Origin of the sequence: Streptomyces sp. NPDC058671, assembly GCF_042716475.1 — a bacterium.
In the GTDB taxonomy this organism is placed as follows: domain Bacteria; phylum Actinomycetota; class Actinomycetes; order Streptomycetales; family Streptomycetaceae; genus Streptomyces.
In genome coordinates this window covers 187,500-210,354 of record NZ_JBHXSA010000003.1, presented here as the reverse complement: position 1 = coordinate 210,354, position 22,855 = coordinate 187,500, and the positions used below count along the sequence as shown (strand labels likewise).

Below are 22,855 nucleotides of genomic sequence, written 5' to 3'. Positions count from 1 at the left end.
GGTCGGCCCCGTATCCCTGGTTCGGACCGGCCGCCCCGGGGCCGGTCCGATGCCTAGTGCCGGTAGAAGATCCGGTCGCCGTACTCCGTCATCACGCGGCCGTTCCACTCGTGCCCGCCGTCGACGTTCCCGGAGCGCAGCAGCGGGGGCTCGATGCCGCGACGGACGAGTTCCTCGGCGGCGGCGGCCATCGCGGCCTGCATGAGGGCGCTGGTGACGACGGTGGAGGCGGGCGCGAACGGGGCCTCGATGCCCTCGTGGGTGAGTTCGGCGTCCCCGACGGCGATCCGGGAGTCGAGGACGATGTCGCAGTGGTCCTTGAGGTACGTCCCCGACACGTGCCGGGACTTCGTCTCCGTCGCGTACGCCACGGAGGTGACGCCGATGACGGTGAGGCCGAGGGCGCGGGCGTTCATGGCCATCTCCACCGGCAGGGCGTTGCGTCCGGAGAGGGAGACGATGATCAGGACGTCGCCGGCCGTGGCGGGGGAGGAGTCGAGGACCGCTCCGGCGAGTCCGTCGACGCGTTCGAGGGCGGAACCGAGCGTCGCCGGCATGACGTCGACACCGACGACGCCGGGGACGGCGAGCAGGTTCATGAGGGCGAAGCCGCCGGCCCGGTAGACCACGTCCTGGGCGGCGAGGGAGGAGTGGCCCGCGCCGAACGCGAAGAGCCGGTTGCCGCCCGCGACGGCCTCGGCGATCGCGGCCCCGGCCGCGGCGATCTCGGCGGAGTCGCCGTCGCGGACCTCCTGCAGCAGGCCGATCGCCGCGTCGAAGAACTGTCCGGCCAGCTTGCTCTCGCCCGCGCTGTCGCCCATTTCCGGAAGCTCCTTCTCGTCGCCGTCGTGTCCTGGTCGCCGATCACGGTGCGGTCTGGACCATTGCTCTGTCAATACCGCCCTTCGGTCGGTGCGGCCCGGTTGTCCGTCCGATGCGTCAGTATTGGTGAAGGGCCAGCGCACGACTCATCGAGGGGCACGTATGTCCGGACTGATCGACACAACGGAGATGTATCTCCGCACCATCCTCGAGCTTGAGGAGGAAGGTGTGGTCCCCATGCGTGCCCGGATCGCCGAGCGGCTCGACCAGAGCGGTCCGACCGTGAGCCAGACGGTGGCCCGGATGGAGCGCGACGGCCTGGTGGCCGTCGCCAGCGACCGGCACCTGGAGCTCACCGACGAGGGCCGCCGCCTCGCCACCCGCGTCATGCGCAAGCACCGCCTCGCGGAGTGCCTGCTCGTGGATGTGATCGGCCTGGAGTGGGAGCAGGTGCACGCCGAGGCCTGCCGCTGGGAGCACGTCATGAGCGAGGCCGTGGAGCGGCGGGTGCTCGAACTGCTGCGCCACCCGACGGAGTCGCCGTACGGGAACCCGATCCCGGGCCTCGAGGAGCTCGGCGAGAAGGCGGGGGCGGAGGCCTTCCTCGACGACTCGATGGTGTCGCTCGCCGAGCTGGACGCGAGCGGCGGCAAGACGGTCGTCGTGCGCCGGATCGGCGAGCCGATCCAGACGGACGCCCAGCTGATGTACACGCTGCGGCGCGCGGGCGTGCAGCCCGGCTCCGTGGTGTCGGTGACGGAGTCGCCGGGCGGTGTCCTCGTGGGCAGCAGCGGCGAGGCCGCGGAGCTGGACGCGGAGACCGCGGCGCACGTGTTCGTCGCGAAGCGCTGACCGGTCGTGCCGCGGGTCGGCCGTTCCCTTCCCGCCCGGGAAGGGGCGGCGACGCCCGGCCGCTCGGGGTCGCGGACGGGACGGACGGTCGGCGCGGACCGCGTCCCGTAGGGGGCGTACGCGTGACCGCTCCGGCGGCGCGAACCGGGGTCACGACCTCGTGGCACCGTCGCCCTGAGGGGCAACCTCCCTCCGTGCGCCCCGATTTACGCCGGAATGGCCACGCGCGCGCCCTCGCCGTGCCACGCTGGGTCGAGCGGTGCGATCGCGGGGAGGGGTGGGGCCATGCGACGGACGGTTCCCGTACGCCGGGTGCGGCTCGCCCCGGCGGGCGAGGGAGGCCGGACGACAGGATGCCCCGGCGCCCTCGGGCGCCGGGGCCTGTCCTCCCCGGTTCCGACCTGGAGCCCCGAGCTCTCAAGGTCGTCCCCTTCGGACCGATTTCCCCGAGCGGTCCGCCTCCCGTTGAAGATCTCCCCTCGGCAGCGGGTGTCAATCCTTGAGCCCTGTCACTCGTACGAGGGGTGTTGAGTGGCAGGAGCGCATTTTCGAATGCGAGTTCGATAGTCTGGCGTGGTTCGACGGGAAGCAAGAGGGGGTGCCAGGGATGGCGCGACGACTCGACGTCACCGGGGCCGACGGCGTACGGCTGGCGGCCTGGGACTTCACGCCCGGACCCGGGCCGGCCACCACCCCGAGGATCGCCCGCCAGGCGCCCCCGGGCACGCCCCCCGGCCTCGTCCCGAGGCCGCCGGGGCAGGCCACCGGCCCGGGGTCCGCACCACAGCCGACCCGGGGAACCGCGGGCCTCGGTCCGGTACCGCCGACGGCCGCGCAGGCCGCCGGGCCCGGCCCCGTGCCGCACGCGGCCCCGCAGGCCGCGGGGGCCGGGGTCTTACTGCTCCACGGGCTGATGGGTCACGCCGGGCACTGGGCCCCCGCCGTCCGCCGGCTCACCGGCGGTCATCGGGTCGTCGCCCTCGACCAGCGCGGGCACGGCGCCAGCGACAAACCCGCCACGGGCCCCTTCACCCGCGAGGCGTACGTCGCCGACGCCGCCGCCGCCGTCGAGCAGCTCGGCCTCGGCCCGGTCACCCTCGTCGGCCACTCCATGGGCGCCCTGACGGCCTGGCAGCTCGCCGCCGACCGCCCCGACCTGGTCCGCGCCCTCGTCATCTGCGACATGCGGGCCTCCGCTCTCGGCGCCGCCTCCCAGCGCGCCTGGCAGGACTGGTTCCGCGGCTGGCCCGCGCCCTTCCCGTCCCTGGACGCCGTCCGCCGCTGGTTCGGCGAGGAGGACACCTGGGTGGAGCGTCCCAACCCGGCGCGGGGCGCGTTCTTCGCCGAGGTGATGACCGCGCACGCCGACGGCTGGCGCCCCGTCTTCGACCCGGCGCAGATGCTGACCTCCCGGGCGACCTGGGTGCACGACGCCCACTGGGACTCCCTCGCCCAGGTCCGCTGCCCGACCCTCGTGGTCCGTGGCCTGGACGGCGAGTTGGGCCGCGCGGAGGCCCAGGAGATGGTCCGGGTGCTGCCCCACGGGGCGTACGCGGAGATCCCCGACGCCGGGCATCTCCTCCACTACGAGCACCCGGAGGCATGGGCGGAGACCATCGAGCCCTTCCTGAATGGCGTCCTGACGCCGTAGACCCCAGGGGGTGTCGGGCGAGCGGTGGGTCCGCCCCCCATGACGGTCTGGCGCAAGCCGCTGCCCGCGATGGTCGACGCCCGCGAGCCCTTCCTCCCTCGGGCCCGCGTGCGATCGGGCCCGGCCGGGGCGGGCCGGGCCCGTCGGTAAATGCCTCGACATCCGGCGCCGTGATCGGGGACGCTTCCCGCGATGACCAGAATCGACGACACACCGCCCGCGTGGGACGAGCGCACCCAGCTCACCACGTTCCTCGACTACACGCGCGACACCGCCCGCGCCAAGTGCGCCGGAATCTCCGAGGAGAACGCCCGCAGGGCACTCCTGCCGGGCTCGCCGCTGATGACCGTGAGCGGGGTGATCAACCACCTCCGCTGGGTCGAGTACTACTGGTTCCAGGTCGTCTTCCTCGGCGAGGAGGACCAGGGCCCCTGGACCGAGGAGGACCCCGACCGCGAGATGCGTATCGCCGTCGACTTCCCGCTCACCCAGCTGCTCGACGAGTACGCCGAACAGAGCGCCCGGTACCGCGAACTGGCCGCCGGGCGCGATCTGGACGACCGGGCCGAGCGAGCCGTCCGCGACGGACTCAAGGTCGACCTGCGCTGGATCCTCCTCCACCTCACCGAGGAGACGGCCCGCCACAACGGCCACCTGGACATCCTGCGCGAGATGCTCGACGGCACGACCGGCGACTAACTCCTGTCGTTCGGATCCTCCGCCCTGCGCGCGAGCAGCTGGACCTCCTGGAACTGTCGGTGGTCGGTGGGCTCCGGCTCGCGGATCAGGCGAGCGACCTCGACGAGGCCGGACTCGCGCAGCAGCGCGGCCAGGTGGTCCGGCGCCCAGCGGTAGGCCGTGGCGACGGCGTGGTCGAAGCTCTGCGTGGGGTGGGCCGGGCCGTCGCTCGCCGAGAAGCCGATCAGCAGATGGCCGCCGGGCGCGAGGACCCGACGGAACTCCGTAAGGACAGCGGGTAGTTCGGACGGGGGTGTGTGGATGACGGACCAGCGGGAGAGTACGCCGGCCAGCTCGCCGTCGGCGAGGTCCAGCGCGGCCATCGAGCCCACGTCGAACCGCAGGTCCGGATACGCCTCTCTGGCGAGCGCGATCATCGCGGGCGAGGCGTCGACGCCGAACGCCGCGAGCCCCGACTCGTGCAGATGGGCCGTGATGTGACCGGGCCCGCAGCCCAGATCCGCGACCTGCCCGCCGCCCCCACCCGCGCGTACGAGTTCGGCGAAGGCGCCCAGGATCGCCCGGTCCAGGGGCCTGTCCCGCAGCGTGTCGCTGAACATCCGGGCGTACGTGAGGGCGGCGGCGTCGTAGGCCTCGCGGGTGGCACGGAGAGTGTTGTGGTCGACCATGACCGCGACAGTAGTTCCCGGCACCCACCCTCACCCCCCGTCGGCTTCCGTCACACCCCGCCCGCGGTGACGCCCTCGCCGCGGTCGACGCCCCCCTCCCCGCCCGTGCGACGCACGTCACATCCTCCCGTGTCACATCGCGCCGGTCCCGTTCCGTCCTGTGTGTGTAACCCACCCACGACGGAGGAGCCCGCGATGAGCGCCCGCCTGAACATGTTCGAGAACCCGATCGCCGGCAAGGTCTGGAAGCACATCATCGCGGCCGGCAGGGCCCTCGAGAGCTCGTCGCTGCCCGCCGCGACACAGGAGCTCGTGAAGATCCGCGCCAGCCAGATCAACGGCTGCGGCTTCTGCCTCGACATGCACGTCAAGGACGCCACCGCCGCCGGTGAGAGCCAGCTGCGCCTCCACATGGTCGCGGCCTGGCGCGAGGCCACCGTCTTCACCGATGCCGAACGGGCGGCCCTCGAACTGACCGAGCAGGGGACCCGCCTCGCCGACGGCGGCCGGGTCACGGACGAGGCCTGGGCGAACGCCGCCAAGCACTACGACGAGGAGCAGCTCGCCGCGCTCGTCGCCGCGATCGCCGTCATCAACGCCTTCAACCGGGGCAACGCCATGATCCAGATGCCCGGCGGCGACTACCAGCCCGGCCAGTTCGGCTGACGAGCGGCTCCGTCCGCCCCCGGCCTCCGGCCCCCGTCCCGCCGTCCGCCCCGTGACGGCCGCCCCGTGACCGCCCTCCCGTGAAGGAACGTCCCATGAACCTCGCCCTGTGGATCGTCACCGGACTGCTCGCCCTCGCCTTCCTGACCGGCGGCGGCTTCAAGGTGGTCACGCCGAAGGCGCGGATCGCCGCTTCCGGGCCCAGCGGTCGGTGGGTCGAGGACTTCAGCGCCGGGGGCGTCAAGGCCATCGGAGTCCTGGAGGTCCTCGCCGCCACGGGCCTGGTCCTGCCCGCCGTGCTCGACATCGCCCCGGGCCTGGTGCCGGTGGCCGCCGTCGGGCTGCTGCTCCTCATGGTGGGGGCGGCGATCACCCGTATCCGGCGCGGTGAGCTGAAGCTCATGGGACTGGACATCGGCTACGTCGTCCTGATCGGCTTCGTGGTGTGGGGCCGCTTCGGTCCCGAGTCGTTCACCGGCTGAGGCACGGCGGTACGCACGCAGGCGCGCGCGTACCGCCGCCCACCGCCTACCCCTTGCTCACCGCCGCCAGGATCTCCGGCAGCCGCCCCGCCGTACGCGGAGCCGCCAGCTTCAGACCCGCCCACACCAGGAGCGCGCCGTAGAGCGTCCCGGCCGGGAACAGCAGCCAGAGCTGCGACTGCTGGTCGGAGAGATGCAGGTACACCGTCGCGCCGATGAGCGGCGCGCACAGCAGCGGGGCCGTGAGCATGCCGCCCAGGATGGAGATCCAGGCGAGACCCGCCTGTCCGGGCGCCACGTTCTTGTAGCCGCTGTCCTGCGGGATCGAGTACGGGAAGAAGGCCGAGGCCACGGCGCCCGTCGCCAGCATCGCGCCGAGCAGGGCGAACGCCAGACCCAGGGCCTCCGGAAGCCGCGACCAGTCACCGAGGACGGCCGTCGTGAGGACCGTGACGAGAGCCGCGTACGGCAGGGTGACGACGAGCAGCGCGAGGGCACGCGCGCGGAGTTCGGCGTACGCGTCGGCGGTCGTCGAGAGGGTCTGGGCGACCATCCAGAACGCCGAGGTGTCCTGCCCGAACTGGTTGTACATCAGCATCCCGAGCATGCCGGAAGCGAAGCAGGCCCAGTAGATCGAGCCCGTGCCCTGGAGGGCGTTGAACAGGGGCACGATCAGGCCGAGGGCGAGCGAGGTGACCCACGAGGCCTTCGTCTTCGGGTCGCGCCACATGTAGCGCAGGCTGCGCTCCATGACGGCGCCGTCCCGCCCGTCCGGCAGCACGCGGGCGAGCCGCCCCGTACCGGTGGACTTCTCGCGGCCGCCCGCGTCGGACGCCGCACCGATCGTCGAACCGTCCGGCTCGACCATCAGCCGCTCCAGGCTCCGCTGCCACCAGTACACGAGCGCCACGAGCACCCCCGCGGTGAGCAGCAGCCGGGCCGCCGCCGTCACGTAGTCGCCCCTGCTCGCCGCGTCGACCGCGCCGATCGCGGCGGCGGGCGGCAGCCAGTCGACGACGGCCGCCGCCGGTTCGAGGGCGGTCAGACCACCGGGCCGGCTGAGGCGCTGCGCGCCGAAGTTCACGACCTGGATGCCGACCGCGATGACGAGCCCGCTGAGCAGCGCCAGGTCACGGCCCTTGCGCGAGGTGAGGAGCCGGATGTTGGCGGCGGCCACCGCCCGGGACAGGGCCACGCACACGGCGACCGTCAGCGGGACGGCGACGACGGCGGCGACGGTGGCGGCGACGCCGTGCGCGACGGACAGGGCCGCGCCGAACGCCAGGAACAGGGTGAGCACGGGCCCCACGCCCACCAGGGACGCCACGAACAGGGCGCGGATCAGCGGCCGGGGCCGCAGCGGCAGCATCACGAGCCGCGACGGGTCGAGGGTCTCGTCGCCACCGGGCACGAACAGCGGCATCACCGCCCACGACAGCGCGGTCACCCCCGTGATCAGGACCGCGACGGTGCCGGCGTCGGCGCTGCCCCGCAGCAGGACGAAGGCCAGCACCGTCCCCGCGGCGAGGACCACCCCGAAGACGATCGAGACGATGTACGCGGCGGTCCGCCCGCCCGACTGCTTCAGGCCGTTGCGCAGCAGCGACAGCTTGAGCCGTACGAAGACGGACGTGAGGGACGGCACGGGGGAGGTGGCGGCGGTCGCGGGAGTGGTCGTCACGGCGCTCATCGCTGTGCCCCGCCGCCCAGCCAGTCCAGCGAGTCCCCGGCGGCCTCGCGCCCGTTCGCCCCGACCAGTTCGAGGAACGCGGCCTGCAGCGAGGGCGCCTCGCCCCGCACCTCGGCGAGCGGCCCCTGCGCCCGGATCTGGCCCGCCGCCATCACGGCGACCCAGTCGCAGAGCGACTCGACCAGCTCCATGACGTGGCTGGAGAAGACGACGGTGGCGCCGGACGCGGTGTACCGCTCCAGGACCCCGCGGATGGTCTGCGCCGAGACCGGGTCGACGCCCTCGAAGGGCTCGTCGAGGAAGAGGACCTCGGGGTTGTGGAGCAGCGCCGCCGCGAGCCCGATCTTCTTCCGCATACCGGTCGAGTAGTCCACGACCAGCTTGTTCTGCGAGCCGGTCAGATCCAGGACGTCGAGGAGCTGCGCGGCCCGCTTGTCGACCTCGTGACCCGGAAGCCCCCGCAGCCGTCCGCTGTACGCGAGGAGTTCACGGCCCGAGAGACGCTCGAAGAGCCGCAGGCCCTCCGGCAGGATGCCGATGCGGGCCTTGACCTGGGCGACCGATTCCGGGTCGGCCCACACGTCGTGCCCGGCGACGTGGATGCGGCCCTGGTCGGGGCGGAGCAGTCCGGTGATCATCGAGAGCGTGGTGGTCTTGCCGGCGCCGTTGGGCCCGACGAGCCCGATGAACCGGCCCGCGGGCAGGACCAGATCGATCCCGTTCACCGCGATCTGCCCGCCGAATCGTTTCCACAGGCCCTCGACGCGCACGGCGGGCGCCGCACCGTCCGCCGGTGCGGCGCCCGCCGTGCCGAACTCTCTGTCAGATGCCTGGTCAGGCATGGTCTGTCATCCCCTAGGTCGTCCCCGTGTGTACGGGCCCCACCCTAAGGGGGAGCACGCAGGGGGCCCCGGGGTCACTCCTTGCGGCTTCGCGCCTCCGCCGCCTCCCGGCCGCACGCGTACGCGAGGGCGCTGATCAGCTCCTCCGCGTCGGGCAGCCAGCGGTTCGCCGGGGTGGGGCGCCGGGCCCACTGCACCGCGCCGCAGCCGCCGATCCGGGTGGGCGGCGCCGCCACGTAGTGGCCCTCGCCGCGGGTGACGAGGTCGATGGCGGCGGGGACCCAGCCCAGCTTGCGGACGAGGTCCGGCACCTTGGTCGCGGCGCCGGGCAGCACGAAGAAGTACATGCGGCGGTCCGGGGTGCAGGTGACCGGGCCGAGCGTCAGCTCCATGCGCTCCATCCGGGCGAGTGCCAGGAATCCGGCCGACTCGGGCACCTCGATCGCGTCGAACGTGCGGCCCGTCGGCAGCAGGATCGACGCCTTCGGCTGCTTCGTCCACATGCGGCGCGCCCCGACCCCGCTGCCGGTCGCCTGGGTCGACCAGTCGGGCCTGACCGCGTGGGCACCGGGCACGGCGCACGCGTCCGCGCCGCAGGAGCAGCGCTCCCTGCCCTCGACGGCCTCCAGCCAGGTCCCGGGAAACACGTCCCAGTGCCGCTCTTCCGCGTACCGCACGGCGCTGTCCAGCAGCTGCTCGCCCCGCTGCTTGGGGATCTGTGCGGCTTCCGTGACTCCGATGGTCTCTTCCACGGTGAACACAACTTCCCCCGTCACCCGGGGTTACGGGCGGGGCGCCGCGCGGTGTGAGGCATCGATCCTGCACGCGGGGCGCATCGGTGCACGGGCGGGGGCGCGCGGGGGGCTGGGGAGCGGGGGTGGGTACGCACAGAGGGGGGCGCCGGTGCGAGGTCGCGGCCGACGTGTCCGGTTTCGCGTGTTCACATCGGCATTGACCGGATATTCACCGGGCAGTGATCACTTCTCGTGACCACCGCACGGCCTCAGGGGGTACTCATGGCAGCCAGGCCACTCGTTCCGCGCCAGCTCAACGAACGGCTCCAGGCGCTCATTCAGGAGGCGGCCTGTTCCAACGCCGGCCTCGCCCGCAGGGTCAACATGGTCGGCGCGGAGCGCGGCCTCGACCTGCGGTACGACAAGACCTCGGTGGCGCGCTGGCTGCGCGGGCAGCAGCCGCGCGGGCGCGCCCCGGGAATCATCGCCGAGGCGCTCGGCCGCAAGCTGGGCCGCACGGTCACGGTCGACGAGGTCGGCATGGCCAACGGCCGCAACCTCGCCGCCGGGGTGGGGCTCCAGTTCGCGCCGACCGTGCCCGGGGCGATCGAGCAGGTCTGCGAGCTGTGGCGCAGCGACGTCGGCCGCCGCGACTTCCTCAACGGGTCCACGGTCGCGGCCTCCGCGCTCGTCGAGCCCAGCAGGGACTGGCTGATCACCGGCCCGGACGCGCACGTGGCGCGGATGGCGGGGGCACGCGTCGGTGTCGCGGACGTCGCGGCCGTACGGGAGATGACGGCCGCGCTCGTCGACCTCGACCGGCGGTTCGGCAGCGGGCACGTACGCCCGGTGGTCGTCCACTACCTCAACAGCGTCGTCTCGGGCATGCTGTCCGGCTCCTACCGGGAGGCGATCGGCAGACAGCTCTTCGGGGCGGTCGCGCGACTCACCGAACTCGCCGGGTACATGGCGGTGGACACCGGCGAACCGGGGCTGGCCCAGCGGTACTACATCCAGGCGCTGCGGCTCGCGCAGGCCGCCGGCGACCGGGGGTACGGCGGATACGTGCTCGCGGCCTCGATGAGCCATCTCGCCGCGCAGCTCGGAAACCCCCGGGAGATCGCCCAGTTGGCGCGGGCCGCGCAGGAAGGGGCGCGGGGGAAGGTGCCGCCGCGGGCGGAGGCGATGTTCTTCGCGGCGGAGGCCCGGGGGCACGCCCTCCTCGGCGACGTCCGCGCCTTCGAGGAGGCGGCGGGGCGGGCCGTGGGGGCCATGGAGCGGGCCGATCCGGAGGCGGGCGACGACCCGGCGTGGATCGCCCACTTCGACCAGGCGTACCTGGCGGACGAACTGGCGCACTGCTACCGGGACCTGGGGCAGGCGGAGGCGGCGGCGCGAGCGGCGGAGGAGTCGATCGCCGGGCATCCGGCGACGCGGGCGAGGCGGCGGGCGATCGGCTTCGCCCTGCTGGCCTCCGCGCAGGTCCAGCAGCGGGAGGTCGAGCAGGCCTGCCGCACGGGGACGCGGGCGCTCGAACTCCTCAGCACACTGCGGTCGTCGCGCGGCGCCGAGTACCTGGAGGACCTGAGGGAGCGCCTGGAGCCGTACGCGGGGGAGGCGGTGGTACGGGAGTTCGGGGCGCGGATGGAGCTGTACGCGGCGTAGTGCCAGGTGGGAGCCGCACCGCGGGAGAAGGGGGTGTAATCGGGCTCACACGTGTGTGCGGAGCCCGGCGCGTACCCGGTAGCGTGGGCCGTCGATTCCGTAGGTCCATCAGTAGGAGTCCCGGTGACGCAGAACGGACAGGGTCCGGAGCCGCAGTACCCGGCGGTGCCCCCCGCGCAGGACGCCCAAGGGGGAGCACAGTCGTGGGGTGGCACCTGGGGTCCGGCCGGCGCCTCGCCGGGCGGACAGCCGCTGCCGCCCGCGCAGCCGCTGCCCCCCGAGGCGACGCCGGGCGGCGCCGCCGACATGCAGTCCACCCAGTACCTGCCGCCGGTCGCGCCGCAGGGCGCCCCGCCGCAGCCCGGCTACGGCTACCCGGCGCAGGGCGCGATGCCGCCCGGTCCGGCTCCGCAGCCGGGGTACGGGTACCCGCCGCCGGTGGCGGCGCCGCAGCCCGGGTACGGCTATCCGCCCCCGGCCGCCGGGGACATGCAGGCCACGCAGCACATCGCGCCGGTGCCGCCGCAGCAGGGCGGGGGCTCCCACACCCAGTTCCTGGGCACGGGGCCGCTCCAGGCGCAGGGACAGCACGGCCAGCACGGCCAGCAGGGCCAGCAGGGTCCCGGGCAGCAGGGCCACGGGCAGCAGGGTCAGCACGGCTCCGGGCCGGCGGGCGCGTCGGACGCGACCCAGTACATCGCCCCCGTACCGGCTCAGGAGCCCGGGGAGCGGCAGCCGCCCCCCGAGTTCGACAGCCTCTTCCGTACGGAGGCACCCCGGGCGCCGCAGCCGCAGCCGCACACGCAGGCGTACCAGCAGACCACCCCGCCCCCGTACCAGCAGCCGCAGCAGCACCACCAGCCGCCGCCCCCGCAGCAGTACGCCTACCAGGACGCCTACTACGACGGTGGCGAGCCCGAGCCGCCGCGCCGCAAGTCGCCGGTCGCGCTGATCGCCGCCGTCGTCGTCGGCTGCGCGGTCGTCGGCCTCGGCGCCGGTGCGCTCCTCAGCGGCGGGGACGAGGAGAAGGACCCCAAGGCGGGCGGGCAGAACGTGGCGGCGAGCTCCTCCGCGCCGCCCACCAGCGAGGCCCCCACCGAGAAGCCGGCCGACCCGGCGGAGCCGCAGGCGCGGGAGCTGAGCAAGCTGCTCGCGACCAGCAGCAGCAGCCGTGACACGGTGATCAGCTCCGTCGAGTCCATCAAACAGTGCAAGAACCTCGACAAGGCGGCCGCCGACCTGCGCGGCGCCGCCGACCAGCGCCGGGGCCTGGTCACCAAGCTCCGGACGCTGTCCGTCGACGAGGTCCCGGACAGCGCCGCCCTGACGGCGGCCCTCACCAAGGCCTGGCAGGCCTCGGCGTCCGCCGACGACCACTACGCGGCCTGGGCCGTCCAGATGAAGGCCAAGAAGGCGTGCAAGGACGGCAAGGCCCGCTCGACCAACCAGCTCTCCGCGGCGAACGCGAAGAGCGGCGAGGCGACCCGGGCCAAGCGCACGGCGGCCGATCTGTGGAACCCGACCGCCGAGAGGTACGGACTGGAGAAGCGCGAGCCCACCCAGCTGTAGGAGGGGCTACGGGGCGCTGAGGACGGTCTCGCCGACGTCGACGAAGCCGGGCTTCTGCGCCACGAGCTGCCCCTGGCGGACCACCTGGAACGTCACCTCGCGGTTGACGATCCGGGGGAAGCCGGGGGCGCCGAGCAGGTCCTCGTACTTCCAGCGCAGGGCGGGGGTCAGGCCCCCGGTGTCGATCCGCTCGCCCCGGTCGAGCGCGTGGGCGATCTGCGTGGCCGTGACCCGGTCGGCGTCGAGGGCCTCGACGACCTCCTTGAGGACCGTGTACGCGATCCAGGTGGTCTGGACGCCCGCGTCGGCCGGGTCGACGCGGTTGTCGGCGAACGCGTGCTCCTGGATGACCTTGCGCATCGGCGCCCAGCTCTTGTCGGACGCCTCCGGGTACCAGCCGGTGACGAACGCGCCCTCGAAGGGGCTGCGGGCGCCGCCGGTGCGGTCGATCACGGGCTGGCCGACGCTGCCGAGGACGGACGAGATCCGTACGGCGTCCCGCTTCCCGCCCGGGTCGCCGTCGCCGCGCTCGCCCTCGCCCGCGTCGGTCTCCGGGAGGCGGCGGAAGGAGTCGAAGAACGTCTGGGTGCGCTCGCCGAGCACGGCGGTGACGCAGCCGTCCTCGTCCCCGGCCTTCTCGCGGGCCCGGTCGGCCTGCGCGGTGTACTCGGCCGCGTCCTCGACGGCCGGGATGTCGACGGCGTTGCGGTGACTGGCCTTGCGCAGTCCGGAGTTGAGGAGCTCGGGAAGCTTGTCGCCGGCCAGCGTGTCCGGCCGGACGAGGGAGACCGTGCGGCAGGACGCCGCGAGCTGCATGCCGTGGCCGGCGATGAGGGAGGCGAGCCCGCCGTTGACGGGGTAGGAGAGCGGGCTGGTGAACTCGTCCTCCGATATGCCGTAGCCGCCGATGTACGGGATGCCGGCGGCCTCCAGGGGGGCCATGAAGGCGCGCCCGTTCTGGCTGTACGAGCCGACGACGGCGACCGCCTTCTCGCGGACGGCCCGGCGGGCACAGGCCGCGGCGCCGGCGCTGGTGTTGTGCTCGTTACAGGTGAGGACGCGCAGTTCGTGGCCGTCGACACCGCCCTGGGAGTTGATCCACCGGGCGTAGGCCTGCGCCATGGCGGGCATACCGGGCATGTTGGTCGCCCGGGTCTGGTCGGGGGCCCACGTCATCACCGTGACGGGCTCCCTGGAGCCCCCCGTGGCTCCAGGGAGCACGCCGCAACCGGTGAGCAACGAGGCTCCCGTCGCCGCGGTCGTGACGTACGCGAGGAGTGAGGTCAGTCGCCTACCGGTCATGGTCATGCACATTTCCGCCTCATGGGTAACGCGGGAGTGAGCATGGTTCAACGGTGGGTGACCTGAAGGTGAATTGCCGGGGTCGCGAGGGGCGGACTCCGGTTACCGGACAAGGGAACGTACGATCGAAACGTGTCCAGTCCAGTCTCCGGTTCGGTGAACTCTTCCCGTCGCGGCCGTCGCTCCTCCACCATGGGCGGCATGCCGCTCAACGACATGCCGTGGTGGCGCTGGCGCAGCAACGTGCGCTCGGCGCTGCACATGCTCTCCGATCCCGGGTTCCACGAGACGACCTGGCTCGCGGGCCTCGACGGGTACGGCGACGTCACCGACGCCGTCTACCGCCTCGTCGAGGACACCTGGCTCGACAACTGGTCCGCCGAGAAGTACGTTGGCTCGATCTTCCGGGACACCGGCGAGGCCGCCCTCGTCGACGTCGCCGTCCTCCGGGTGCTCCGCATCATGCACCAGGTCGGGCCCGACGCCGCCGTCTCCGCGTACCTGGAGCACCCCGGCTGGCCCGAGGCCGTGCGGGCCGCCCGCGAGGCCCACGTACGGCTCGCGCAGGCCGACGGCGAGGACCCCGACACGCCTCCGCGCTCCCTGGACGTGCTCCGCCTCATGACGCGGTCGTGAGCCGGTCCTGGCTGGCTGCCCGAACCGCTTCCCGCATCGCTCCCGGAGCGTTCCGCCAGACGGACGGCGGGTCACCCCGCCCGCCCGGATATGGCAGGCTGACAGGATGACCGACCAGTACGTCCTCACCCTCTCGTGCCCCGACAAGCAGGGCATCGTGCACGCCGTGTCGAGCTACCTCTTCATCACGGGGTGCAACATCGAGGACAGTCAGCAGTTCGGAGACCGGGACACCGGTCTCTTCTTCATGCGGGTCCACTTCTCGGCCGAGGCCCCGGTGGACGTCGAGAAACTGCGGGCCAGCTTCGCCGCGGTCGGCGACGCCTACACGATGGACTGGCACATCAACCGCGCCGACGAGCGCATGCGGGTCGTCCTCATGGTGTCGAAATTCGGCCACTGTCTGAACGACCTGCTGTTCCGCTCGCGCATCGGCGCGCTGCCGGTCGAGATCGTGGCGGTCGTCTCCAACCACACCGACTTCGAGGAGCTCGTCGGCTCCTACGGGATCCCCTTCCGGCACATCCCGGTGACGAAGGACACGAAGGCGGCGGCGGAAGCGGAACTCCTGGACCTGGTCCGGGAGGAGAACGTCGAGCTGGTCGTCCTCGCCCGCTACATGCAGGTCCTCTCCGACGACCTCTGCAAGCAGCTCTCCGGCCGGATCATCAACATCCACCACTCCTTCCTCCCCAGCTTCAAGGGCGCCAAGCCCTACCACCAGGCGCACACGCGGGGAGTGAAGCTGATCGGCGCGACGGCCCACTACGTGACGGCCGACCTCGACGAGGGCCCGATCATCGAGCAGGAGGTCGAGCGCGTCGGCCACGAGGTGACACCCGACCAGCTGGTCGCGGTCGGCCGCGACGTCGAATGCCAGGCACTGGCCCGCGCGGTCAAATGGCACGCGGAACACCGGATCCTCCTGAACGGCCGCCGCACGGTCGTCTTCGCGTAACGCCGCGGGGCGCGGCCGGACGACGCCCGGCGCGCGCCCGGACAACGCCCGGCGCGCCCGGGGCGCGAGCGCTACAAGCGGCTCAGGGACGCCGCCGCCGAGAGGACGTCCCTGATGGCCTCCCGGTCGCCGTCCTGGCCCGCCGCCGCTTCCTCCGGGGGCACATGGCCCGCCACCAGCTGGCAGAACTCCACTCCGTCCATCGCCACCTGCGCCACCGTGTGGTCCGGCGAGCCGACGGCGGCCGGGGAGTCCAGCGCGATGTACCAGTGGCCTCCGCCCGCGCCCTCCACCTCCAGGTGGAGCGAGCGGCCCGGTGCGCCCGCCGCCACCAGGTGACGGGCCGGGGACGCGAGGCCCGCGCGGCGCCGGTTCGCCAGGGCGGCGGGAAGCAGCCGGGCCGCCAGGTCGATCATGTCGTGGAGGTGCGCGCCGCTCGGTGGCGCGTACGGGTACGCCACCGCCTGCGCGATGTCCTCCGCGTGCACCCAGCACTCGAACGCCCTCTCCAGGAGCGAGTCCCGCAGCGGCAGCGCGAAGTCCTTGTAGGTGACCGTGAGGTCCGCCACCCCGCGCCCCGCGAACGAGACCGTGCGGATCAGGGTGTGGCTCTGCTCCCGCCAGGGCCCCCGCAGCGTCCGGCTCGCCGGCCGGTCGAGGCCCGCCCAGAACGCATGCGTCCGCTCGGCCGGCGACAGTTCGGGCGTGTCCGCGCCCAGCGGATCGTCGAGGCCGAGCGCCGCCGACACCAGGCCGTCCACCGCGAGGAGGTGCCCGATGACACCGGCGACCGTCGCCTTCCGCCGTACGAGCCGGTCCTCCTCGTACCACTTGAGCCGTACGGGCGCGTGCCACTCCGACTCGCCGATGTCCCGGAGCAGCGCGTCGAGCCGTGCCGTCTCCGCGTCGTACGGGGTGACCCAGCCGGGGATCGGGATGCGGGCCGGGCGACGGCCGAGGCAGCTCTCCAGGACCCGGGACCGCAGCAGCGGGTCGAGGTCCAGGTCCCGGTCCTCGTGCAGCAGTGCCACCGCGTCACGCAGCCGCAGGGCCTCGTCCGCGCACGGCGCGCAGGCCGTGAGGTGGTCCTCGACGGCCCGCGTCTCCCCGGCCGAACACGCCGAGAGCGCCCACGCCCCGAGCAGGGACTCGAGCACGCGGTGGGTGAGGACCGGCACCGCCGGTTCGGGCTCCGGGTCCTCCCCGGGCTCCGTGCCGTACACCTCCGCCGTCAGGTCCGCGTGGTCGTCCGCCGCCCGGCGCGGCCCCGGCACCCACGGGGCGCGTGCGACGCCGTCCGCGTCGCCGTTCGCCCCGGTCACCGTGCCCGTCCGTAGCCGGGCGGTCCGCCGCTCTCGGGGTGCCGGGTGTTCGCCGAGGACAGCAGTTGGAGCCCGAGGCGGAGGCGTCGCCGCGCCTCGTCCTCGGTGACGCCGAGGTCGGCGGCGGTCTGGCGGTAGTCCCGCCGCTGGAAGTACGCCAGTTCGAGCGCGGCCCTGAGCGGCGTCGGCATGGACGTCACGATGTAGTCGGCGCGGGCCGCGACCGAGGCCCGCCGCACCTTCTGCTCCAGCTCCTCCACCGAGCCCCGGCCTGTCTCCGCGTACGCCGTCGCCTCGGTCTGCCGCAGCCGGTGCACGGCCTGAGACTGCGTCAGCCTGGCGATCCACGCGCGCATGCTGCCCTGCTTCGGGTCGTACGCGTCGGGGTTCTCCCAGATGTAGCCGAAGACCTCGCGGGTGATCTGGTCGGCGGCGGCGTCGTCGTCGAGGACCCGGTGGGCGAGGCTGTGCACCAGCGAGGCGAACCGGTCGTACAGCTCGCCGAGCGCGGCGGCCTCCCCGCGTGCCAGCCGCTGCTGCATCCTGCGGTCCCAGCGAGGTGGTGTGTCCATCGCCATCCGCCCCTCCCGGCTCCCTCCGGCGCCCCCGGTTCTCCTCCAACGTAGTGCGCCGTACCGACAACGCGCCTCTGTTTGCCACAAGTGCGCCCTTGACGGGGATCCGGGTGGTAAGGAACGCGTCATCCTTCGACGCGGTGGTTTCGGAGGTGGGGGGTGGGGCAGGCGACGCCCGTGACGACGATCGAGGTCGACGAGGACGAGCACGGCTCCTGGACGCTGTTCCGCGTCCGGGGCGAACTGGACCTGATCACCTCCCCCCGCATACGTCGCCGCGTCCACGACGTGGTCGCGGGTGGCCGTCACGACCTGGTGCTCGACCTGTCCGCCGTCCGGTTCTGCGACTCCAGCGGTGTGGGCATGCTGATCGCGGCCCGTCGGCTGTTGCGTTCGTGCGGGGGCCGGCTCCGGCTCGTCCTGCCCGAGGACCGGGAGGGTCACGTCGGCCGGGTGCTCGCCGCGCTCGGCGTCCGCCGCCTCTTCGAGGTGTACGAGGACGGGGCGGCGGCGCTCACCGGCACGGACCCCGTGCCCGTGGACGGCCCGCTCGCCGGGCCGGGCGGCGACGAGGCGGACACCGGCGCGGTGAGCGTCACCAGGGCGGACCTCATCGCGACGGACCGGATCTCTCCCTGAGCCTGTGCGGGAGCGTGTTCCGCGGCGTCTCGATGCGGGGGATCGCCGGGAGGGCCGGCGGGGCCGAGGAGACGGCGGCCGCCGCCCTGTGGCGTTCCGCGCCCATCAGGTCACGGAACGTCGATATCGGGTTGTGTCCTTCGGCGGGGTCGTCACGGCCCGGAGTCGGCCTCCGGCTCCGGTACGCTCCGTGGGATGCGCGTGCTCGTCGGCCCCGAACGTCGCGGTGTCGCCCCCGAGGTGACTCCGGCTCCGGGAATGCCCGCCGCTCGCGCCCGGCGTTCGACTACCCGCAGAGTGCGTCGCACAGTATGGACCATGCGTACTCCTTCGCGCTGGAATATGCCCGAAGCGCTTGTTGCGGTGACTGTACGTCAACCATGCTGTCCCGTAAGGGAATCACGTTCCGTGAAGGTGTGTCCGCCGGTTCGGATGGTGTGAGCGGTGCAGGTGCTTCAGGTGCAGTTGGAGGTCGGGCCGGACCCGGCAGAGGTGGGGCGAGCCCGGAGGTGGGCCCGGTCACGGCTCGCCGGCTCGGGCATACGGGATGACGAGCCGCTGGCCGAGACGCTGGTGCTGATCATCTCCGAGCTCGTGACCAACGCCGTGGTGCACACGGGCTGCCCGGCCGTGCTGCGGATGCTGTTCGCGGCGGAGGGCGGGGTGCGGGTCGAGGTGGCCGACGCGAGTGAACGCCCGCCACGGCCCCGGCACGCGGAGGGCGACGCCACCAACGGGCGCGGCCTGGAGCTGGTGGACGGCCTCGCGGACCGGTGGGGCTGGCAGCCCGAGGGGGTCGGCAAGAGCATCTGGTGCGAGGTCGACCCGGCTCCGGCCGCGCCTTCGCCGGTGCCGGTGCCGGTGCCTGTTCCGGGGGTGGCGGTGACTCCGGGGGATGGGGTGACTCCGGGGGTGACGGTGACTCCGGGGGATGTCGTGACTCCGGGCGGGACGCTGACTCCGGCCTGACGTCGGCGCCGGGCGGCCCCGTGTCCCCCGGCCGGGTGCACTGTTGACGTTTCATGACGTTTTGCCCACCCTGGGGTGAGCGATTCGTGGCGAGGGGAGCCGAGGGCCGTGTGCCCTCGGCGTGTGCGGGTCGTGCCCGGGTGGCGGCGGCCGTGCCGTGCTCGGGGCGCGCGCGAGCGCGCCGCCGCCCGTGAACCTCCGTGTGTTCACGTCCTCGTGTCCGCCTCCTGGCGTCTTCACGTCTTCACGTCTCGGCGTCAGAGGACGGCGACCGGGGCCACCGGTGCGCCCGTGGCGCCGACGAACGGCTCGGGCGTCGCGGAGAGCAGGAACGCGTACCGCCGTTCTTGTGCACAGGCTGTGGACAGAGATTCCGGATCCCGTTCTGACCGCGGGCGTAAAAACGGGCTGGGCCCCAGGGGTGTACGGCCGTTACGGTCCTGGCATGTCCTACCGCGAGCTCGCCATCCGCCCCGTCCTCGTGTGGTCCGTCGTCACCGTCGCCGGCCGGCTGCCGGTCGCGATGGCACCGCTCGCGCTCGTGTTCCTCGTCCGGGAAAGACCGGGCGGCTACTCGCTCGGAGCCGCGCTCGCCGCCGCGTACGTGCTCGGCGAGATCATCGCCGCCCCTGTCCTCGGCATGCGCATGAACGCCGAGCGGGCCCGGCCCCAGCTCGCCGCCGGACTCGCGGTGGGCGCCGTCGGGTTCGTCGGGCTCGGCCTCCTGCCCGGCGCCCACCCCGTCGTCCTCGCCGCCCTCGCGCTGCTCGCCGGCGCCGGACCCGGCGCCGTGCCCGGCGGGCTGCGCGCCCTGCTCACCAGCCTCGTCCCGGAACGGGCCGTCACCCAGGCCATGAGCATGGAGTCGGTGCTGGTGTTCGCGATCTGGGCGGCCGCGCCCGCGCTCGCCACCGGCCTGGCGCTCGGCGTCGACCCCGCCGTACCGCTGCTCGTCCAGGGAGTCCTGATGGGCCTCTCGGTGGCCGGTCTGTGGCTGCTGCCCGTCGGGTGGGCGGCCGAGCCGCAGGAGAAGGGGGCAGCGTCGCGGCGGGCGTTGCTGCGGGCCTGGCCCGTCTACGTCCTCGGGGCCGGCGCCCTGACCCTGCTCGCACTCGCCGAACTGATCCTGCCCGCCCTGCTGGAACAGCGCGGGATCGGTATCGGCTGGGCGGGGCCCCTGCTCGCCGGGTTCTCGATCGGATCGGCCGTCGGCGCCTTCGTGTACGGCCTGCGGGGCGGCCGCTGGCCCGGACCGCTGCCGGTCCAGGCCGTCGTCCTGGTCCTCGGCGTGTCCACCGGGGTCGCCCTCGTCGCCGTCCTGCCCTGGACGGCCGGCATCGCGATCACCCTCGCCGCGTCCGGTCTCCTCATGGCCCCCGCCATGCTCAGCCGGAACCTGGCCCTGCGGGAGATCCTCCCGCCGTCCATGCTCGCCGCCGGTTACTCGGTCATGTACGCGGCGGTCGGCGCGGGTTACGCCGCCAGCGGGACCCTCGCGGGCGGCCTGCTCAAGGTGGTCGCCCCGTCGACGGCGATCCTCTACGGCGTCGGCCTCACCGTGCTGCTCACGGCGATCGGAGCGGTGGGGGAACGGCGGATGACCCGCGCCCCCGCCCCCACCGGTCAGGACGTGGTCGCACCGGGGCGGAAGGTGCGGCGGTAGGACGTCGGGGTCACCCCGATCGCGCTCATCAGGTGCGTCCGCAGCGACTGCGCCGTGCCGAAGCCCGCGTCCCGCGCGACCCGGTCGACGGGCAGGCCGGTGGACTCCAGCAGGTACCGGGCGCGCTCGACCCGCTGCTGGGTGAGCCACTGGCCCGGGCTGATGCCGACCTCGTCACGGAAGCGGCGGGTGAACGTCCGTACGCTCATCGCCTCCTTCCCGGCCAGGTCCCTCAGCTGGATCGGCTCGTGGAGGTGGGCGAGCGCCCACGCGCGCGCGGCCGTCGTGGTGTGGGTGCCGGGCTCCGGCACGGGCCGCTCGATGTACTGGGCCTGGCCGCCGTCCCGGTGCGGCGGCACGACCGTCCTGCGGGCGACGTCGTTGGCGACGGCCGTGCCGTGGTCGCGGCGCACGATGTGCAGGCACAGGTCGATCCCGGCGGCCACGCCCGCCGAGGTCAGGACGTCGCCGTCGTCGACGAACAGGACGTCCGCGTCGACCCGTACCCGCGGGAAGAGGCGCTGGAAGTGCTCGGCTGAGGACCAGTGGGTGGTGGCCGGACGCCCGTCGAGGAGACCGGCGGCGGCGAGCACGTACCCGCCGGTGCAGATGGAGACGAGCCGCGTCCCGGGCCGCACGTGGCCGAGCGCGGCCGCCAGCTCGTCGGTGAGCCTGCCCTCGTCGTAGACGGGGCCGAGTTCGTACGAGGCGGGCACGACGACGGTGTCGGCGGTGCCGAGCGCCTCCGGGCCGTGCTCGACGTACACGGAGAAGTCGGCGTCGGTCTGCACGGGCCCGGCGACCGGGGCGCAGGTGACGATCTCGTACAGCAACCGGCCCTCGGAGTCGCGCGCGCGGCCGAAGATGCGGTGCGGGATGCCCAGCTCGAAGGGCAGGAGACCGGGCAGCGCGAGAACGACGACGCGGTGGGGCGTGGGCACGGGCGGTGCTCCCTCCGGAAATTCACTGGTGGTCCAGACCACGCGGGTGATAGGCCGACTGTCCGTGACGGACAACACGTACAAGTCTGAGGCCCCCGAACGGATTCCCGCCCCGGTGACGCCGCGCACCGCGCCACCCGCCCTCTGGAACCGCGAGTTCCGGCTCTTCTTCGTCGCGCGGGGCGTCGCCGTCTTCGGCGAGGGCATGGTTCCCGTCGCCTTCGCCGCCGGACTCCTCGGTGCCGGCCACCCCGGCTCCGCCGTCGGCTACGCGCTCGGCGGCTGGACGGCCGCGTTCGCGCTCTTCGTCCTCTTCGGCGGCGTCCTCGCCGACCGGTTCACCGCCCGCCGCATGATGATCCTCGCCGATCTGCTGCGCCTGCCGGGCGCCGCCGTCCTCGCCGTCTCCTTCACCCTCGGCAGCCCGCCGCTGTGGGCGGTGTACGTGCTCTCCGTCGCCGCGGGCATGGGCGCCGCCCTCTTCCAGCCGGGAGTCGCCTCCACCGTCCCGCGCATCGCCCCCGACGTACAGCGCGCCAACGCCGTCCTGCGGGTCGTCGAGGCCCTCATGACCATGGCGGGCCCGGCCGCCGCCGGACTGCTCGTCGCCGTGTGGAGCGCGGGCGCCGCCTTCGCCGTCAACGGCGTCACGTTCGCGGTCAGCGCCCTCTGCCTCACCCTCATGCGTATCCCGCGCCTCCCCTCCGACTCCCTGCGGCGCGACACGCTCAGAGCCGAACTCCGCGGCGGCTGGCGTGAGTTCAAGGCCCGAAGCTGGCTCTGGGGAGTCATCTGCATCTGGACGGTGTACGGGCTGACCGTCGCCGGACCCATGGTGCCGCTCACCGCGAGCCTGGTCACCGCGGACCACGGCTCCGCCACGTACGGCGTGCTCATGGCCGTCAACGGCGCAGGCAGCGCCGCCGGAGGCCTGCTCGCCCTCCGGCTGCGCCCGCGCGCACCCCTCGCGGCGGGCGCCGTCGCGCTCCTCGGCCTTCCCGTGAACCTCGCCCTGCTGGGCCTCGGCGCACCGGTGGCCCTGCTCGGCGCGGGCCAGTTCACCGGCGGGGCGGCCTTCGCGTTCTGGCTGGTGATGTGGTCGACGGCCGTCCAGACGCACGTACCGCAGGAGGACCTGAACCGGATGCACGCGTACGACGTGGCCGGCTCGCTCCTGATGATGGGCGTCGGCCGCACCCTGTCGGGGCCGGTGGCGGCGGCCGTCGGCACGGAGGCAGTGCTGACGGCGGGCGCGGGGATCGCGGTGCTCGTGGTGGCGGCGCTCCTGGCGGTACGCCCGATCAGAACGCTGCCGCGGGCGGAGACGGCGGGTCGGCCGGGTGTCCCGACCGGGTGAAGACGGTCGGCGACGGGTTCCGACCGCGTGGCGACGGTGTCCGGATCGCGTCCGGGCGGTCGGTCGGTCCGCGAGGGGCGGTGTCCCGATCCTTTGCAAACCTGTCATCCGGGCCAATGGCCGGGACGTGGGGGAGACGGAAGGCTCAGTGGC

Annotated in this window: 21 protein-coding genes and 2 pseudogenes; 13 read left to right on the top strand and 10 right to left on the bottom strand. The window is 73.4% G+C overall.

Features of this window, described 5'->3' with window-relative positions:
• Positions 1-53 precede the first annotated feature (53 nt).
• A complete protein-coding gene (locus ACFWV2_RS05350) occupies positions 54-821 on the bottom strand; it encodes an SIS domain-containing protein (RefSeq protein ID WP_384401930.1) in 768 nt (255 codons plus the stop codon).
• 163 nt (positions 822-984) lie between these two features.
• Between ACFWV2_RS05350 and ACFWV2_RS05345 the strand changes: the two genes are divergently transcribed.
• From ACFWV2_RS05345 to ACFWV2_RS05335, 3 genes are all read left to right on the top strand, one after another.
• Positions 985-1,674: a metal-dependent transcriptional regulator gene (locus tag ACFWV2_RS05345; protein ID WP_360794837.1), complete on the top strand. Its 690-nt coding sequence runs from the start codon at positions 985-987 to the stop codon at positions 1,672-1,674.
• A 607-nt stretch (positions 1,675-2,281) separates the two neighbouring features.
• Positions 2,282-3,325: an alpha/beta fold hydrolase gene (locus ACFWV2_RS05340; protein ID WP_384401926.1), complete on the top strand. Its 1,044-nt coding sequence runs from the start codon at positions 2,282-2,284 to the stop codon at positions 3,323-3,325.
• A 192-nt stretch (positions 3,326-3,517) separates the two neighbouring features.
• The gene (locus ACFWV2_RS05335; protein ID WP_384401924.1) at positions 3,518-4,024 is read left to right on the top strand and encodes a DinB family protein; all 507 of its coding nucleotides are present in this window, start codon (positions 3,518-3,520) and stop codon (positions 4,022-4,024) included.
• On the opposite strand, the gene ACFWV2_RS05330 is transcribed toward ACFWV2_RS05335, so the two are convergent.
• Complete coding sequence (locus tag ACFWV2_RS05330; RefSeq protein WP_384401921.1) at positions 4,021-4,692, bottom strand: class I SAM-dependent methyltransferase; 672 nt, start codon at positions 4,690-4,692, stop codon at positions 4,021-4,023. The two genes, ACFWV2_RS05335 and ACFWV2_RS05330, sit on opposite strands and share 4 nt — an antisense overlap.
• Before the next feature lie 195 nt (positions 4,693-4,887).
• On the opposite strand from ACFWV2_RS05330, the gene ACFWV2_RS05325 reads away from it, so the two are divergent.
• Both ACFWV2_RS05325 and ACFWV2_RS05320 read left to right on the top strand, forming a co-directional pair.
• A complete protein-coding gene (locus tag ACFWV2_RS05325; protein ID WP_384401918.1) occupies positions 4,888-5,358 on the top strand; it encodes a carboxymuconolactone decarboxylase family protein in 471 nt (156 codons plus the stop codon).
• A gap of 95 nt (positions 5,359-5,453) precedes the next feature.
• Positions 5,454-5,840 carry a DoxX family protein gene (locus ACFWV2_RS05320; RefSeq protein WP_384401915.1) on the top strand — a complete coding sequence of 129 codons (387 nt, stop codon included), beginning with the start codon at positions 5,454-5,456 and terminating at the stop codon, positions 5,838-5,840.
• A gap of 46 nt (positions 5,841-5,886) precedes the next feature.
• Here the strand turns inward: ACFWV2_RS05320 and ACFWV2_RS05315 are convergent, their stop codons facing one another.
• From ACFWV2_RS05315 to ACFWV2_RS05305, 3 genes are all read right to left on the bottom strand, one after another.
• Positions 5,887-7,530, bottom strand: coding sequence for a transporter (locus ACFWV2_RS05315; protein WP_384401912.1), 1,644 nt, complete (start codon positions 7,528-7,530; stop codon positions 5,887-5,889).
• On the bottom strand, positions 7,527-8,372 hold the full coding sequence (locus tag ACFWV2_RS05310; RefSeq protein ID WP_384401909.1) for an ABC transporter ATP-binding protein: 846 nt from the start codon (positions 8,370-8,372) through the stop codon (positions 7,527-7,529). The genes ACFWV2_RS05315 and ACFWV2_RS05310 overlap by 4 nt, the downstream gene beginning before the upstream one ends.
• 74 nt (positions 8,373-8,446) lie before the next feature.
• Complete coding sequence (locus ACFWV2_RS05305; protein ID WP_384401906.1) at positions 8,447-9,133, bottom strand: bifunctional DNA primase/polymerase; 687 nt, start codon at positions 9,131-9,133, stop codon at positions 8,447-8,449.
• A gap of 255 nt (positions 9,134-9,388) precedes the next feature.
• Here ACFWV2_RS05305 and ACFWV2_RS05300 point away from each other — a divergent pair, with 255 nt between their 5' ends.
• Together ACFWV2_RS05300 and ACFWV2_RS05295 are read left to right on the top strand one after the other, a co-directional pair.
• The gene (locus ACFWV2_RS05300; protein ID WP_384401903.1) at positions 9,389-10,771 is read left to right on the top strand and encodes a transcriptional regulator; all 1,383 of its coding nucleotides are present in this window, start codon (positions 9,389-9,391) and stop codon (positions 10,769-10,771) included.
• A gap of 123 nt (positions 10,772-10,894) precedes the next feature.
• Positions 10,895-12,340 (top strand): hypothetical protein, encoded by a 1,446-nt coding sequence (locus ACFWV2_RS05295; protein ID WP_384401900.1) that lies wholly within the window; start codon positions 10,895-10,897, stop codon positions 12,338-12,340.
• Positions 12,341-12,346: 6 nt separating this feature from the next.
• Here ACFWV2_RS05295 and ACFWV2_RS05290 read toward each other — a convergent pair whose 3' ends face one another.
• Positions 12,347-13,642, bottom strand: coding sequence for an ABC transporter substrate-binding protein (locus tag ACFWV2_RS05290; RefSeq protein ID WP_384401897.1), 1,296 nt, complete (start codon positions 13,640-13,642; stop codon positions 12,347-12,349).
• Positions 13,643-13,834: 192 nt separating this feature from the next.
• Here ACFWV2_RS05290 and ACFWV2_RS05285 point away from each other — a divergent pair, with 192 nt between their 5' ends.
• The gene (locus ACFWV2_RS05285) at positions 13,835-14,278 is read left to right on the top strand and encodes a hypothetical protein (RefSeq protein ID WP_384402484.1); all 444 of its coding nucleotides are present in this window, start codon (positions 13,835-13,837) and stop codon (positions 14,276-14,278) included.
• Between the two features lie 106 nt (positions 14,279-14,384).
• Positions 14,385-15,236 (top strand): formyltetrahydrofolate deformylase, encoded by an 852-nt coding sequence (gene purU / locus ACFWV2_RS05280; protein ID WP_384401894.1) that lies wholly within the window; start codon positions 14,385-14,387, stop codon positions 15,234-15,236.
• Positions 15,237-15,307: 71 nt separating this feature from the next.
• On the opposite strand, the gene ACFWV2_RS05275 is transcribed toward purU, so the two are convergent.
• Positions 15,308-16,558 carry a zf-HC2 domain-containing protein gene (locus tag ACFWV2_RS05275; RefSeq protein WP_384401891.1) on the bottom strand — a complete coding sequence of 417 codons (1,251 nt, stop codon included), beginning with the start codon at positions 16,556-16,558 and terminating at the stop codon, positions 15,308-15,310.
• A complete protein-coding gene (locus tag ACFWV2_RS05270) occupies positions 16,555-17,136 on the bottom strand; it encodes a sigma-70 family RNA polymerase sigma factor (RefSeq protein WP_384401888.1) in 582 nt (193 codons plus the stop codon). The genes ACFWV2_RS05275 and ACFWV2_RS05270 overlap by 4 nt, the downstream gene beginning before the upstream one ends.
• Before the next feature lie 174 nt (positions 17,137-17,310).
• Between ACFWV2_RS05270 and ACFWV2_RS05265 the strand changes: the two are divergent.
• A pseudogene (locus ACFWV2_RS05265) lies at positions 17,311-17,649 on the top strand (STAS domain-containing protein); the annotation flags it as partial.
• Positions 17,650-18,216: 567 nt separating this feature from the next.
• Entirely contained in the window at positions 18,217-18,741 is a 525-nt protein-coding gene (locus ACFWV2_RS05260) for an ATP-binding protein (RefSeq protein ID WP_384401885.1), read from the top strand.
• A 257-nt stretch (positions 18,742-18,998) separates the two neighbouring features.
• Here the strand turns inward: ACFWV2_RS05260 and ACFWV2_RS05255 are convergent.
• A pseudogene (locus ACFWV2_RS05255) lies at positions 18,999-19,121 on the bottom strand (cyclase family protein); the annotation flags it as partial.
• A 65-nt stretch (positions 19,122-19,186) separates the two neighbouring features.
• On the opposite strand from ACFWV2_RS05255, the gene ACFWV2_RS05250 reads away from it, so the two are divergent.
• A complete protein-coding gene (locus ACFWV2_RS05250; protein WP_384401882.1) occupies positions 19,187-20,404 on the top strand; it encodes an MFS transporter in 1,218 nt (405 codons plus the stop codon).
• Here the strand turns inward: ACFWV2_RS05250 and ACFWV2_RS05245 are convergent.
• Positions 20,365-21,345, bottom strand: coding sequence for a GlxA family transcriptional regulator (locus ACFWV2_RS05245; RefSeq protein WP_384401879.1), 981 nt, complete (start codon positions 21,343-21,345; stop codon positions 20,365-20,367). The genes ACFWV2_RS05250 and ACFWV2_RS05245 overlap by 40 nt on opposite strands.
• Before the next feature lie 58 nt (positions 21,346-21,403).
• Here ACFWV2_RS05245 and ACFWV2_RS05240 point away from each other — a divergent pair, with 58 nt between their 5' ends.
• Positions 21,404-22,702 (top strand): MFS transporter, encoded by a 1,299-nt coding sequence (locus ACFWV2_RS05240; RefSeq protein ID WP_384402481.1) that lies wholly within the window; start codon positions 21,404-21,406, stop codon positions 22,700-22,702.
• Positions 22,703-22,855 lie beyond the last annotated feature (153 nt).

What these genes read in the sequence shown, in the direction of transcription:
- ACFWV2_RS05350 (WP_384401930.1), bottom strand. Translation starts at nt 821, where the DNA reads ATGGGCGACAGCGCGGGCGAGAGCAAGCTGGCCGGACAGTTCTTCGAC.
- ACFWV2_RS05345 (WP_360794837.1), top strand. Translation starts at nt 985, where the DNA reads ATGTCCGGACTGATCGACACAACGGAGATGTATCTCCGCACCATCCTC.
- ACFWV2_RS05340 (WP_384401926.1), top strand. Translation starts at nt 2,282, where the DNA reads ATGGCGCGACGACTCGACGTCACCGGGGCCGACGGCGTACGGCTGGCG.
- ACFWV2_RS05335 (WP_384401924.1), top strand. Translation starts at nt 3,518, where the DNA reads ATGACCAGAATCGACGACACACCGCCCGCGTGGGACGAGCGCACCCAG.
- ACFWV2_RS05330 (WP_384401921.1), bottom strand. Translation starts at nt 4,692, where the DNA reads ATGGTCGACCACAACACTCTCCGTGCCACCCGCGAGGCCTACGACGCC.
- ACFWV2_RS05325 (WP_384401918.1), top strand. Translation starts at nt 4,888, where the DNA reads ATGAGCGCCCGCCTGAACATGTTCGAGAACCCGATCGCCGGCAAGGTC.
- ACFWV2_RS05320 (WP_384401915.1), top strand. Translation starts at nt 5,454, where the DNA reads ATGAACCTCGCCCTGTGGATCGTCACCGGACTGCTCGCCCTCGCCTTC.
- ACFWV2_RS05315 (WP_384401912.1), bottom strand. Translation starts at nt 7,530, where the DNA reads ATGAGCGCCGTGACGACCACTCCCGCGACCGCCGCCACCTCCCCCGTG.
- ACFWV2_RS05310 (WP_384401909.1), bottom strand. Translation starts at nt 8,372, where the DNA reads ATGCCTGACCAGGCATCTGACAGAGAGTTCGGCACGGCGGGCGCCGCA.
- ACFWV2_RS05300 (WP_384401903.1), top strand. Translation starts at nt 9,389, where the DNA reads ATGGCAGCCAGGCCACTCGTTCCGCGCCAGCTCAACGAACGGCTCCAG.
- ACFWV2_RS05290 (WP_384401897.1), bottom strand. Translation starts at nt 13,642, where the DNA reads ATGACCGGTAGGCGACTGACCTCACTCCTCGCGTACGTCACGACCGCG.
- ACFWV2_RS05285 (WP_384402484.1), top strand. Translation starts at nt 13,835, where the DNA reads ATGGGCGGCATGCCGCTCAACGACATGCCGTGGTGGCGCTGGCGCAGC.
- purU (WP_384401894.1), top strand. Translation starts at nt 14,385, where the DNA reads ATGACCGACCAGTACGTCCTCACCCTCTCGTGCCCCGACAAGCAGGGC.
- ACFWV2_RS05270 (WP_384401888.1), bottom strand. Translation starts at nt 17,136, where the DNA reads ATGGCGATGGACACACCACCTCGCTGGGACCGCAGGATGCAGCAGCGG.
- ACFWV2_RS05250 (WP_384401882.1), top strand. Translation starts at nt 19,187, where the DNA reads ATGTCCTACCGCGAGCTCGCCATCCGCCCCGTCCTCGTGTGGTCCGTC.